Source organism: Nonomuraea sp. NPDC052129 (genome assembly GCF_040680095.1).
Lineage (GTDB): Bacteria > Actinomycetota > Actinomycetes > Streptosporangiales > Streptosporangiaceae > Nonomuraea.
The window spans coordinates 326826-338689 of the sequence record NZ_JBFAVX010000008.1; the positions used below are offsets into that span (position 1 = coordinate 326826).

Below are 11864 nucleotides of genomic sequence, written 5' to 3' on the forward strand. Positions count from 1 at the left end.
TTGACCATGCCCGCACCGCACTGGCCCGCGCCCACCGCGACCGCTCCCGTGGTCGCGTCGATCCCATTGCCCGGCTCCAAGTCCGTGACCAACCGCGCGCTGCTCCTCGCCGCACTGGCCGACGGCCCCGGCATGGTGCGCCAAGCACTGCGCAGCCGCGACGCCGACCTCATGGTCGCGGCGCTGCGTGCCCTGGGCGCCGCCCTGACACCGGTGCACGAGACCACGGCCGCCGTCGACTGGCAGGTGACCCCCGGCCCGATCCGCGGCGGCGCGAGCATCGACGCGGGCCTGGCGGGCACCGTCATGCGCTTCGTGCCACCGATGGCCGCCCTGGCCGACGGCCCGGTCGCCTTCGACGGCGACCCGCACGCCCGCAAGCGCCCCATGGGCCCCATCCTCGACGCCCTGCGCGCGCTCGGCGCCCGCGTCGACAACGACGCCCTGCCCTTCACCATCCACGGCCCGCTGCCGGGCGGCGAGGTCACGCTCGACGCGTCGGGCTCGTCGCAGTTCGTCTCGGGGCTGCTGCTCACGGCGGCGCGCTTCGAGAAGGGCGTCACGATCCGCCACGTCGGCCCGCCCGTGCCGTCGCAGCCGCACATCGAGATGACGATCCAGATGCTCAGGGCGGCCGGGGTGACGGTCGACGACAGCGAGCGCGACATCTGGCGGGTCGAGCCGGGACCGATCGCGGCCAGGGACGTGACCGTCGAGCCCGACCTGTCCAACGCGGCGCCCTTCCTGGGCGCGGCTCTGGTCACGGGCGGCACGGTCACCATCCCCGGCTGGCCCCACACGACCACGCAGCCGGGCGACGCCCTGCGCTACCTGCTCACCTCGATGGGCGCCACGGTCCGGCTGTCCCCGGCGGCACACGAGGCGGCAGGCGAGGCCGGCTCCCTGACCGTGACCGGCACCAGGCGGATCGAGGGCATCGACGCCGACCTGCGCGAGGTGGGCGAGCTGACGCCGACGATCGCCGCGCTGGCCACACTGGCGAGTTCGCCGTCCCGGATCCGGGGCGTGGCGCATCTGCGCGGCCACGAGACCGATCGCCTGGCCGCCCTGGTCACCGAGATCACCCGGCTGGGCGGCGACGCGGAGGAGACCGACGACGGCCTGCTCATCCGCCCCCGCCCGCTGCACGGCGGCGTCTTCCACAGCTACGACGACCACCGCATGGCCACGGCCGGAGCGGTCATCGGGCTGGCGGTCCCGGACATCGAGGTGGAGAACATCGCGACGACGGCCAAGACGCTCCCGGAGTTCGTCCAGATGTGGACGACCATGCTGAGCGAGCGATGACCACCCGCCCGACGCGGATGCTCGTGCGGGCGGCCGTGCCGGTCGGCATGGTGGGATGGACACGCGGGCACAACCGACGCGGTGGAGCGGCACGCGCGCACGATTCGCTGGGCACCCCGCCCGGTGGGGCAACATGTGGACAGGACCGCCGCGATAGACGGGCGGCGCACGGTGACATGGGGGTAGACCGCTGAGAAAGCGGGAGTACGACGAGGACGACGTACGGGTCAGGCCGGGCAAGGGCTCACGGCCGCGGACCCGGATCCGGCCTGCGCATGAGGACGCCGTGGAGGGGTTCGTGGTCGCCGTCGACCGGGGCCGCTACACCACACTGGTCGAGCCCGAACGCGCCAAGGGATCGGCCCAGAAACGCAAGCAGCCCGAGCGCCGCCTGGTCACCGCCATGAAGGCACGCGAGCTCGGCCGCAAGGGCATCGTCGTCGGCGACCGGGTGGCCCTCGTGGGCGACGTCTCGGGCCGCCCCGACGCCCTGGCCAGGGTCGTACGCGTCGAGCCGCGCACGTCGATGCTGCGCCGTTCGGCCGACGACGTCGAGGACACCGACGGCATCGAACGCCCCGTGGTGGCCAACGCCGACCAGCTGGTCATCGTGACCGCGCTCGCCGACCCGCCGCCCCGGCCGCGCATGATCGACCGGATCCTGGTGGCCGCCTTCGACGCCGAGATCGAAACACTCCTCTGCCTCACCAAGTCGGACCTGGCGCCGCCCGACGAGCTGGTGGCGATGTACGAGCCGCTCGGGGTGTCGCACGTCGTCGTCCACAAGGGCGGCTCGCTTGACCAGCTCCGCGACCACCTCACCGGCCGCCTCAGCGTCATGGTCGGCCACTCGGGCGTGGGCAAGTCGACCCTGGTCAACGCCCTCGTCCCGGCTGCCAACCGCGCGGTCTCCCAGGTCAACGCCGTCACCGGCCGCGGCCGCCACACCTCGACCTCGGCAGTGGCCCTCGAGCTCCCGGAGGGCGGCTGGATCATCGACACGCCCGGCGTACGCAGCTTCGGCCTGGCCCACGTGTCGGTCGAGACGGTCCTCGCCTCCTTCCCGGACCTCATCGAAGGCACGGTCACCTGCCCCAAGGGATGCACCCACCTGGACGCCGACTGCGCGCTGGACTCCTGGGTGGCGGCCGGGCACGCCGAGCCGGCCCGCCTGGAGTCCCTCCGCCGCCTCCTGTCCAGCCGCGAGGGCACCCCGGACGACGGCACCTGAGGCCCCGCAGCGAACGGGACCTATCAGAAGAACCAGCCATCCGTCGGGGAACGGGACTTACCAGAAATGCAGGGCCGCTCGACTGATGTTCGGGAGGTAAGTCACGGTAGCGTGGCTCATCGTGACGGGTTATAACGATGATCTACGTCTGGCGCATGTCATGGCGGACCACGCCGATGACCTGACCATGCGAAGGTTCAAGGCGGTCGATCTCAAGGTCGACACCAAGCCGGACCTCACGCCGGTCAGCGATGCCGATCGCGCTGTCGAGGAGGCCATTCGCGGCACCCTCCGGCGGGCCCGGCCGCGTGACGCGGTCGTGGGCGAGGAGTTCGGCAAGACGGGCTGGGGTGCCAGATCCTGGATCATCGACCCGATCGACGGCACCAAGAACTACGTGCGCGGCGTGCCCGTGTGGGCGACGCTGATCTCGCTGATGGAGTACGGCCAGGTCAAGGTGGGCCTGGTGTCCGCCCCCGCCCTGGGCAAGCGCTGGTGGGCGGCCACCGAGGGCGGCGCCTGGACCGGCAAGAGCCTGACCAAGGCGACCCGGATGCGCGTCTCGTCGGTCTCCGATCTGGAGAACGCGTCCTTCTCCTACTCCAGCTTCGGCGGCTGGGAGAAGATGGGCCGCCTCGACAACTTCCTCGACCTCGGCCGGGCCTGCTGGCGCACCAGGGCCTATGGCGATTTCTGGTCGCACATGATGGTCGCGGAGGGCTCGGTGGAGTTGTCCGCCGAGCCGGAGTTGTCGCCGTGGGACATGGCGGCCCTCACCGTGATCGTCGAGGAGGCCGGGGGCAGGTGGACGGACCTCGCGGGCGTCCCCGGGCTCGAGGGCGGCAGCCTGGTCTGCACCAACGGCCTCCTGCACGACGAGGTCCTCAGACGCCTGAACGCCTCATAGCGCCAGCACCCGCGCCACGGCAGCCAGCAAGCTGTCGCGATAAGTCCCACCAAAGAGCACCACGTGGACGAGCAGCGGATGCAGTTGATGCAGCGGCACCCGCTCCCGCCACCCGTCCGCGAGCGGCGTCTCCTCCTGGTAGGCACCCAGGATCCGATCCAGATAGGGCGCCCCGAACAACGCCAGCATCGCCAGGTCCGTCTCCCGATGCCCGCCGTGCGCCGCCGGGTCGATGAGCACCGCGCGTCCGTCCGACCAGAGCACGTTCCCGCTCCACAGGTCGCCGTGGATGCGCGCCGGCGGCTCCGGTGGCCCCGCCACCTCGCCGAACCGCGACACCGCCCGCTCGATGAGCGCCACGTCCCGCGCGGGCAGCCGCGCCTGGCGTACGAAGGGCAGCACCCGGCGGGTGGCGTAGAAGGCCGGCCAGTCGTCGGCGGGCGAGTTGTCCATCGGCAGGTCGGCGATGAAGCCCGGCCAGGGCGCGCCGAAGGCGGGCGCGCCGGCGCGGTGCAGCCGCGCGAGATCGCGCCCGAACCGCTCGGCGGCCGCCGCCGTCGGCGCGGCGGTGTCCACCCACGAGAGTACGAGCCGATCCCGGAAAACCTCGACCACCTCCGGCACGGCGATGACCTCACCGAGCCACAGCAGCCCTTCTGCCTCGGAAGTGAACACTGGAGAAACGGCTCCGGTCTTGGCGAACACCACGCGCCCGTCGGCGAGCACGCCCCGCTGCAGCCGCCACCCGTGGGAGGCCCCAAGGTCCTCAGTCGATCTCATCGGCGATGTGCTTCGCGACTCCGTCGGAAGCGGCCTCGACCAGCCGCAACACCTCTTCGAAACCGTCGGCCTCGCCGTAGTAGGGATCGGGCACCTCGGCGCCGTCCGGCGCGTCGGGGTCGAACGAGCGGAACAGCCGTACCTCCACGCCCTCTGGGGCCATCCGCCGCAGGAACGACAGATTGTCCCGGTCCATGGCCAGCACCAGGTCGTAGCGGTCGAACCAGCCGGAAGTGAACTGCCTGGCCCGGTGCGCGGAGCCGTCATAGCCGTGGTCGGCCAGCGTCCGCAGAGCCCGCGCGTCCATGGGATCTCCCTCATGCCAGCCGCCGGTGCCGGCGCTGTCGACGGCTACCTGTTCATCGAGTCCATGGTCGGCCAGAGTCCTCCTGAGCACGGTCTCCGCCATAGGTGAACGGCAGATGTTTCCCATGCACACCAGGCATACGCGATAGGTCATACCTCCCATCATGAGGGTGACCAGGGCCGTTCACCGTCCGTTCACCCTCGGTAGGGGGATTGAGTCACTTTGGCTGCATAACTTCGTAGCGACTAAGGACCGAGTGGGAGGAAACCCAACCGTGAAGTATGCAGGCCGGCTCGCCGCCGTCGCCGTCGTCGGCGCGCTCTCGCTCGCTGCGTGCGGCACAGACAACAACAGCGGCGCCGACGCCACCGCGTCCGCCGGTGCCACCACCGCCGCGGGTAACGACAACGGTCTGAGCGGCACGATCAACGCCGCCGGATCCTCGGCCCAGGCCAACGCGATCGACCAGTGGAAGAAGGACTTCCAGAGCAAGAACCCCGGGGCCAGCCTGAACTACCAGCCCAGCGGTTCTGGCGCGGGCGTCCAGGCCTTCATCCAGGGTACGGTCGCCTTCGCGGGTTCCGACTCGGCCCTCAAGGACGACAAGGGCGAGCCCGCCCAGGCCGACGCCCGGTGCAAGACCGGCAAGGCCATCAACATCCCGATGGTGACCGGCCCGATCGCGGTCGTCTACAACCTCCCGGGCGTCGACGGGCTGCAGCTGTCCCCCAAGACCCTCGGCGGCATCTTCAGCAGCAAGATCACCAAGTGGGACGACGCGGCCATCAAGGCCGACAACCCCCAGGCCAAGCTGCCTTCGACGCCGATCCAGGCCTTCCACCGGGCTGACGAGTCCGGCACCAGCGACAACTTCACCAAGTTCCTCAAGGCCACGGCCGAGTGGCCGTACGAGCCCGCCAAGGCGTGGCCCGCCGAGGCCAAGGGCCAGGGCGCCAAGGGCTCCGACGGCATCGCCTCCTCGGTGAAGGGCGCCGAGGGCTCGATCAGCTACGTCGAGCTGTCGTTCGCCGAGAACTCCCAGCTCCAGAAGGCCAAGGTCGCCAACGGCGCGGGCGAGTTCGTCGAGCTGAACTCCGACAGCGCCGCCAAGACGATCGAGACCGCGGAGATCAAGGGCACGGGCAACGACCTGAAGCTCGGCATCGACTACGCCACCAAGACCGCGGGCGCCTACCCGATCGTCCTGGTGACGTACGAGATCACCTGCGAGAAGGGCCTGCCCGCCGACCAGGCGAAGCTGGTCAAGTCCTTCCTCACCTACACCGCCAGCGACGAGGGCCAGGCCGCGCTGAAGGACCTCGGTTACGCCCCGCTCGCGGGCGATTTGCTGACCAAGGTCCGCACCGCTGTCGAGGCGATCTCCTAGCAGCCGATGACGACCAACGTTCGTACCCGTGACGGCGGATCGGCCACGAGCCGGTCCGCCTCGCGGCGCAGCCATGGTGAAGGGCCCTTCCGTTACGCCGCCACCGGCGCGGGCGTCATCCTGCTGGGGATCATGGCGGCGATCGCCGTCTTCCTCATCAGCGAGGCGATCCCCGCCCTGCAGGCGAACAAGGGTCACTTCTTCTCCGAGCTGGTCTGGGACCCGAACGGCAGCCAGGTCTTCGGCATCGCCGCCCTGGCGTTCGGCACCGTGCTCAGCTCGGCCCTCGCGCTCGTCATCGCGACTCCCATCGCGGTCGGCGTGGCGCTGTTCATCTCCCACTACGCGCCCCGCCGCCTGGCCGGGCCACTCGGCTACCTGATCGACCTGCTCGCCGCCGTCCCCAGTGTGGTGTACGGCCTGTGGGGCGTGGTCTTCCTGGTGCCGCTGCTCAAGACGCCCTCGCAGTGGCTGAACGAGAACCTGGGCTGGTTCCCGCTCTTCGCCGGCGAGGGCGCGATCGGCGGCAAGACCATGATCGCGGGAGCCATCGTCCTGGCGATCATGATCCTGCCGATCATCGCGGCCATCTCCCGCGAGGTCTTCCTCCAGGCTCCCAAGATGAACGAGGAGGCGGCGCTCGCGCTCGGCGCCACCCGCTGGGAGATGATCAGGATGGCCGTGCTGCCGTTCGGCCGTCCCGGCGTCATCAGCGCCTCGATGCTCGGCCTCGGCCGGGCGATGGGCGAGACCATCGCGGTCGCGCTGATCTTCCCCGCCACCTTCGACATCAGCTTCGAGATCCTCACCCCGCACGCCAACAGCATCGCGGCGAACATCGCCAACGGCTTCGGTGAGGCCACCCCGATCGGCAGGGGCGCGCTGATCGCCTCCGGCCTGGTGCTGTTCGTCATCACACTGCTCGTCAACATAGCGGCCCGCATGATCATCAACCGCCGCAAGGAGTACGCGAGGGCCGCCGCATGACCGCGATCCAGCACATCTCGACCAGCCGCCGCATCAAGGACCGCGTCGTCCAGGGGCTGGTCTACCTGGCGTTCGCCCTGGCCGTGGTGCCGCTCGTGTCCGTGCTCTGGCTGGTGATCAAGAACGGTCTCGGGCGCTTCGACCTGGACTTCCTCACGCACTCGATGCGCAACATCGGCGCCCGCGACGCGGGTGGCGGTGCTTACCACGCGATCATCGGCACGCTGGAACAGGTCCTGCTCGCCTCGGTCATCTCCGTCCCCATCGGGCTGCTGACCGCGATCTATCTGGTCGAGTACGGCAACGGCGGCCGGTTGAGCCGGTACATCAGCTTCTTCGTGGACGTCATGACCGGCGTCCCTTCTGTCGTCGCCGGCCTGTTCATCCTGGCGTTCTGGGTCCTGTTCCTGGGCCAGCCGTTCTCCGGGTTCGCCGGGGCGCTGGCCCTGTCGATCCTGATGATGCCGACCGTGGTCAGATCGGCCGAGGAGATGCTCCGCCTGGTCCCGAACGACCTGCGCGAAGCCTCGTACGCGCTGGGTGTGGCCAAGTGGCGCACGATCATGAAGGTCGTCCTGCCGACCGCGCTGACCGGCATCATCACCGGCGTCATGCTGGCCGTGGCCAGAGTCGCCGGCGAGACCGCGCCGCTGCTGCTCACCGTGTTCTTCACCGACTCCATCAACAACGACCCGTTCAGCGGGCCGCAGATGGGGCTCCCCCTGTTCGTCTTCGACCAGGCGGGGCGTCCCAACGACACCGCCGTGGATCGGGCCTGGACCGGAGCCCTCACGCTCATCCTGATCGTCATGCTGCTCAACCTGGTCGCGCGCCTGATCGCCCGGTGGCGCGCACCTGCCAGAGGCCGATAAGGGGTAAAGCCACTATGTCCAAGCAGATCCAGGTCTCCGGCCTCGACGCCTACTACGGAGGCCACAAGGCCATCGAGGACGTCTCGATGACCATCGAGCCGCGCTCGATCACCGCGTTCATCGGCCCCTCCGGGTGCGGCAAGTCGACGTTCCTGCGCACGCTCAACCGCATGCACGAGGTCATCCCCGGCGCACGCGTGGAGGGCAAGGTGCTGCTCGACGGCGAGGACCTGTACGCCTCCAGCGTCGAGCCGGTCTCGGTGCGCCGGATGATCGGCATGGTCTTCCAGCGCCCTAACCCGTTCCCCACTATGTCGATCTACGAGAACGTGGCCGCCGGGCTCCGGCTCAACGGCCGCGTCGCCAAGTCGGAGATGGACGGCGTCGTCGAGACGTCGCTGAAGGGCGCCAACCTCTGGAACGAGGTCAAGGACCGCCTCAACAAGCCCGGCGCGGGCCTGTCGGGCGGCCAGCAGCAGCGACTCTGCATAGCCAGGGCCATCGCGGTCCAGCCACAGGTGCTGCTGATGGACGAGCCCTGCTCCGCGCTCGACCCGATCTCCACGCTGGCCATCGAGGACCTGATGGCCAAGCTCAAGGACGACTACACGATCGTGATCGTCACCCACAACATGCAGCAGGCCGCCCGGGTCAGCGACCGGACCGCCTTCTTCAACCTCGCCGAGCAGGGCAAGCCCGGCAAGGTCGTCGAGATGGACGAGACCTCCCGCATGTTCACCAATCCCACAGAGAAGGCGACCGAGGACTACATCACCGGGCGCTTCGGCTGATGATCCACCAGCAGGCGGCATCCAGTGTGAACGGGGACACGAGGACGAAGCCCATCCTGCTCATCGCGGACCCGGACAACGGGGTCGTGGAGGACGTGGCCACCGCCCTCGAACGCGAGGGCGTCTCGGTCACCGGCGTCCCCGACGGCGCCCAGGGCCTGATCCAGGCCGGGGCGCTGCAGCCTGACGTGGTACTCGTATCGGCCACGCTGCCGGTCATCGGCGCCGTCGACTTCGTACGGGCGGTACGGCTCTCGCGGGCCGTGCCCGTTCTGCTCGGCGTCGGCGAGGGGCACGCCGAGCAGGCCGTACAGGCGCTCGCCGCCGGTGCCGTCGCCTGCGTGGCCAGGCCGTACCGGGTGCCGGAATTATTGCCGTTCATCCACGCGGCCTCCCCGGAGGGCCGCGAGGTGCTGGTCGTGGGCGGCGTCGAACTCGACGCGCAGGCCTACCAGGTACGGGTGGACGGGCGGGTCGTGCACCTGCCGCTGCGCGAGTTCGAGCTGCTGCAGTATCTGATGCGCAACGCGAACCGCACGGTCACGCGGGAGCAGATCATGCGGCATGTGTGGCACACGGTGTCCAGCACCTCGACGAACACGATCGCGGTGCACGTCAAGCGGCTGCGGGCCCGGCTGGGCGACGACGAGGACGCACTGATCCAGACAGTCCGCGGCGTGGGCTACCGCCTGATCGCCCCCGCCCCCTCCGACTCTGTGTGACCCTGCATGGCCCTGTACGGCCTGCATGGCCCTGTACGGCCCTGCACGGCCCCGTGAAGACCCTGCTTGGCCTGTATGACCCTTGGGGCTTGACCCCGTGAAGCTGTTCAGCTCTGTGCGACTACGTTCCGCCCCGCTTAACCCCGCTTAACCCCGTTCAGCCCGTGGGACGCTCCATCCGGGCCCCGCGTGACCCCCTTCGGCCAGGCGTGGCACAACCGGCCCCGCGTTACCCCGCGCGGTCAGGCGTGGCACGACCGGAAAGATTTCATGATCCGCTCGGCCACGCCCTGAACGGTCGCGATGCCCTGGCCGGTGTCGGCGTTGTTCTCGGCCAGTACGGCCAGCGCGTAGTCATGGCCGTGGCCGTGAATGAGTCCGACGCTGACGATGGCCCAGCGCTTGGTGGACACGCGCTTCAGCCAGCCGTTCTTCAGCGCGACATGGTCGCCCTTGCACTTGGCGGCGCTCACGCCCCAGTTCTGGCCGTCGATCACCTTGCCCATCAGCCTGAGCACCTGCGCACGATCCTTGGCCCGGAGCGGGCTCTTGGCCGACACGAGGGCCTTCATCAGCCGCACCTGGTCTTCGGCCGAGGTGCTGGTGATGCCCCAGCAGTACAGGTCAACGCAGTCACCCGGAACACCCTGAGTGTGGCGCAGCCCGTACTTCTTGCCCGCCTTCGTGAACCCGGCGGCCCCACCGATGCGCAGCCAGAGACGGTCGGCGGCGTGGTTGTCGCTGTAGCGGATCATGAGGTCGGCGTCGTGCCTGGTGGCCTTCGAGAGCTTGTGCCAGGGGGTCTTGAGGAGGAGCGCCATGAGGATCTGCACTTTGGCGGTGCTCGCGGTGATCAGTCGTTCGTTGCGGTGATAACGGTAGAGGCGCCCGGTGGTGAGATCTTCGACCATGGCTGTGACGGGCCCCGGACGCCCGGCCAGGTAGCGATCGAGCCGCTTGGTAATCTTCTTGGCCACGATCGGCGGATCCGGCTTGGGCTTCTTGCGATGCTTCACCGGCGCGGGGACCTCGACCAGTGCCTGCTGCTGGACCAGGACCGGGGCGTGCTGGTGGAAGGCGGCCGGACGCTGACCCGGCTCCCGCTGGGGCGGCACCGGCCAGACGGCCAAGAGCAGCAGGAGAAGCCCCGTTAGGGCCACGCGGGAGAATCCCCCGACGCCTCTGCCCCCGACCATTCGTGAATTATCACGAATGGTGCCGATGTGACGCTAGTGGCCAGTGGTGCCCAGTTTGACGATCGAGCCGACGCCACAGATGTCCCATTCGGCAACCCCTCTGGGGTGGCCTCGCCCTGCGGGGCCGACCCGCTCAGTGGGGCGGTCTCGTTCTGTGAGGCCGCCCGCCCAGTGGGGCGGCCCCGCTCAGTGGGGCAGTTGCTTGGCGGCCCGACCTGGCCAGGGCGAGCACGAGCTGCCAGCGCGCCTGTTCCGCGGGAGATGCTCACCAACGAGCTCAGTCAGCTCGGACGGACGCACGGACGCCAACGTTCCTGCGCCCGCACGGACACCACGGGCTTGCTCGCGCGGACACCACGATCTCGCTGGCCGCCCAAGTCGTATCATCTCGAGTTCCTATTGACGGACTGATAGCCCAGGTCAGGAGCCAGACCAGGAGTGCGGCTCGGGCCGGGAATCCGGCTCGGGCCAAGTGCAGCTCGGGTTGGAAGTGCGGCTCAGGTCAGGAGTCCGGCTTGGGTCAGGAGTGCGGTTCGGGGTCTTCGAGGGTCGGGATCGTGGGAGAGAGCAGGGTGTCGGCGTGCTCGCTCAGCCGGCCGCGTACGAGCCGGTAGACGCGGAACTCGTTCGGGTGAGCGCCTTCGTCGTCCCAGAGGTGGAGCAGCCCGTAGGAGCCGGGCGCGATCTGGCCGACCCGCTGGAACAGCTCGATGATGATGCCGCTCCAGCCGCCGTCGCGGTTGGGTTGGCCGGCCACGTGCAAGGAGGGAATGCCGTTCAACCAGCGCAGGTCGATCAAACCGTAGTCGGGGAGCTGCGCCAGATAGGCACTGATCTCCTCCACCTGCCGCTTCAGGAGGCCATCGGATCCGTCGTCGTCAGCGCGGGCCGTCTGACGGATGGTCACCCACCCGTGGTACTCCATCACCGCCATCCCCCTGCCGCCGTCGCCGTCTCTCCATCACCCTCGCAGTCCCCTCCGACCTTGCCATCCCTCCCGCAGGCTGCCTCACGCGGACCGCCGAGAGGGCAGCAACGCCTGAGCGGGAAGCCGCGTTACCGTCGGCCGTCCCCCTCCCGCCGTCGCCATCCCTCCAGCAGACCGCCTTGCGCGGACCGCCGCGGTCGCTCCAGCAGGCTGCCTCACGCGGACCGCCAGCACCTTCGCCGTCGCTCCAGCAGGCCGCCTCGTGCGGTCCGAACTCTCCAGGCCCCGAGAACGGCGCGAGGCCCGGGAACGTAGAAATGCCCGGGAACGGCAATGCCCGGAAACGGCGCCTGACCCCACAACGCAGAAAAGGGCCCCCACGCGCCACGCGCAAGGCCCCGCAACACGAAAAAGGGCCCCACGCGTATGCGTGGAGCCCAATTTCCGC

At 69.4% G+C, this 11864-nt stretch carries 12 protein-coding genes; 8 read left to right on the forward strand and 4 right to left on the reverse strand.

Going from position 1 to position 11864, the window contains the following annotated elements:
- The first annotated feature begins 6 nt into the window (after positions 1 to 6).
- The 3 genes from aroA (at position 7) to hisN (ending at position 3446) form a co-directional block, all read left to right on the forward strand.
- Positions 7 to 1308, forward strand: coding sequence for a 3-phosphoshikimate 1-carboxyvinyltransferase (gene aroA, locus AB0L53_RS21245; protein WP_363996226.1), 1302 nt, complete (start codon positions 7 to 9; stop codon positions 1306 to 1308).
- 190 nt (positions 1309 to 1498) lie between these two features.
- The gene (gene rsgA, locus AB0L53_RS21250; protein ID WP_358450547.1) at positions 1499 to 2539 is read left to right on the forward strand and encodes a ribosome small subunit-dependent GTPase A; all 1041 of its coding nucleotides are present in this window, start codon (positions 1499 to 1501) and stop codon (positions 2537 to 2539) included.
- 121 nt (positions 2540 to 2660) lie between these two features.
- On the forward strand, positions 2661 to 3446 hold the full coding sequence (gene hisN, locus AB0L53_RS21255) for a histidinol-phosphatase (protein WP_358557428.1): 786 nt from the start codon (positions 2661 to 2663) through the stop codon (positions 3444 to 3446).
- On the opposite strand, the gene AB0L53_RS21260 is transcribed toward hisN, so the two are convergent.
- Positions 3441 to 4226, reverse strand: a complete 786-nt coding sequence (locus AB0L53_RS21260; RefSeq protein ID WP_363996228.1) for a fructosamine kinase family protein — start codon at positions 4224 to 4226, stop codon at positions 3441 to 3443. The genes hisN and AB0L53_RS21260 overlap by 6 nt on opposite strands.
- Positions 4213 to 4686, reverse strand: coding sequence for a low molecular weight protein-tyrosine-phosphatase (locus AB0L53_RS21265; protein WP_363996230.1), 474 nt, complete (start codon positions 4684 to 4686; stop codon positions 4213 to 4215). The genes AB0L53_RS21260 and AB0L53_RS21265 overlap by 14 nt, the downstream gene beginning before the upstream one ends.
- 121 nt (positions 4687 to 4807) lie before the next feature.
- Here AB0L53_RS21265 and pstS point away from each other — a divergent pair, with 121 nt between their 5' ends.
- The 5 genes from pstS to AB0L53_RS21290 are packed head-to-tail and all read left to right on the forward strand — an operon-like array spanning position 4808 to position 9292.
- Positions 4808 to 5920 (forward strand): phosphate ABC transporter substrate-binding protein PstS, encoded by a 1113-nt coding sequence (gene pstS / locus AB0L53_RS21270; protein ID WP_363996233.1) that lies wholly within the window; start codon positions 4808 to 4810, stop codon positions 5918 to 5920.
- 6 nt (positions 5921 to 5926) lie between these two features.
- Positions 5927 to 6907, forward strand: a complete 981-nt coding sequence (gene pstC, locus AB0L53_RS21275) for a phosphate ABC transporter permease subunit PstC (RefSeq protein WP_357643166.1) — start codon at positions 5927 to 5929, stop codon at positions 6905 to 6907.
- The gene (pstA, locus tag AB0L53_RS21280) at positions 6904 to 7779 is read left to right on the forward strand and encodes a phosphate ABC transporter permease PstA (RefSeq protein ID WP_358450525.1); all 876 of its coding nucleotides are present in this window, start codon (positions 6904 to 6906) and stop codon (positions 7777 to 7779) included. Before pstC ends, pstA begins: the two co-directional genes overlap by 4 nt.
- Before the next feature lie 14 nt (positions 7780 to 7793).
- Complete coding sequence (pstB, locus tag AB0L53_RS21285) at positions 7794 to 8570, forward strand: phosphate ABC transporter ATP-binding protein PstB (protein ID WP_363996237.1); 777 nt, start codon at positions 7794 to 7796, stop codon at positions 8568 to 8570.
- Between the two features lie 26 nt (positions 8571 to 8596).
- Complete coding sequence (locus AB0L53_RS21290) at positions 8597 to 9292, forward strand: response regulator transcription factor (RefSeq protein ID WP_358557449.1); 696 nt, start codon at positions 8597 to 8599, stop codon at positions 9290 to 9292.
- A 242-nt stretch (positions 9293 to 9534) separates the two neighbouring features.
- On the opposite strand, the gene AB0L53_RS21295 is transcribed toward AB0L53_RS21290, so the two are convergent.
- Both AB0L53_RS21295 and AB0L53_RS21300 read right to left on the reverse strand, forming a co-directional pair.
- Positions 9535 to 10488 carry a serine hydrolase gene (locus AB0L53_RS21295; protein WP_363996240.1) on the reverse strand — a complete coding sequence of 318 codons (954 nt, stop codon included), beginning with the start codon at positions 10486 to 10488 and terminating at the stop codon, positions 9535 to 9537.
- 520 nt (positions 10489 to 11008) lie between these two features.
- Complete coding sequence (locus AB0L53_RS21300; RefSeq protein WP_363996243.1) at positions 11009 to 11422, reverse strand: Imm7 family immunity protein; 414 nt, start codon at positions 11420 to 11422, stop codon at positions 11009 to 11011.
- Between the last annotated feature and the right edge of the window lie 442 nt (positions 11423 to 11864).

Coding starts and splice junctions, on each gene's coding strand:
- aroA (WP_363996226.1), top strand. CDS start 7: ATGCCCGCACCGCACTGGCCCGCGCCCACCGCGACCGCTCCCGTGGTC.
- AB0L53_RS21260 (WP_363996228.1), bottom strand. CDS start 4,226: ATGAGATCGACTGAGGACCTTGGGGCCTCCCACGGGTGGCGGCTGCAG.
- AB0L53_RS21265 (WP_363996230.1), bottom strand. CDS start 4,686: ATGACCTATCGCGTATGCCTGGTGTGCATGGGAAACATCTGCCGTTCA.
- pstC (WP_357643166.1), top strand. CDS start 5,927: ATGACGACCAACGTTCGTACCCGTGACGGCGGATCGGCCACGAGCCGG.
- pstA (WP_358450525.1), top strand. CDS start 6,904: ATGACCGCGATCCAGCACATCTCGACCAGCCGCCGCATCAAGGACCGC.
- pstB (WP_363996237.1), top strand. CDS start 7,794: ATGTCCAAGCAGATCCAGGTCTCCGGCCTCGACGCCTACTACGGAGGC.
- AB0L53_RS21295 (WP_363996240.1), bottom strand. CDS start 10,488: ATGGTCGGGGGCAGAGGCGTCGGGGGATTCTCCCGCGTGGCCCTAACG.
- AB0L53_RS21300 (WP_363996243.1), bottom strand. CDS start 11,422: ATGGCGGTGATGGAGTACCACGGGTGGGTGACCATCCGTCAGACGGCC.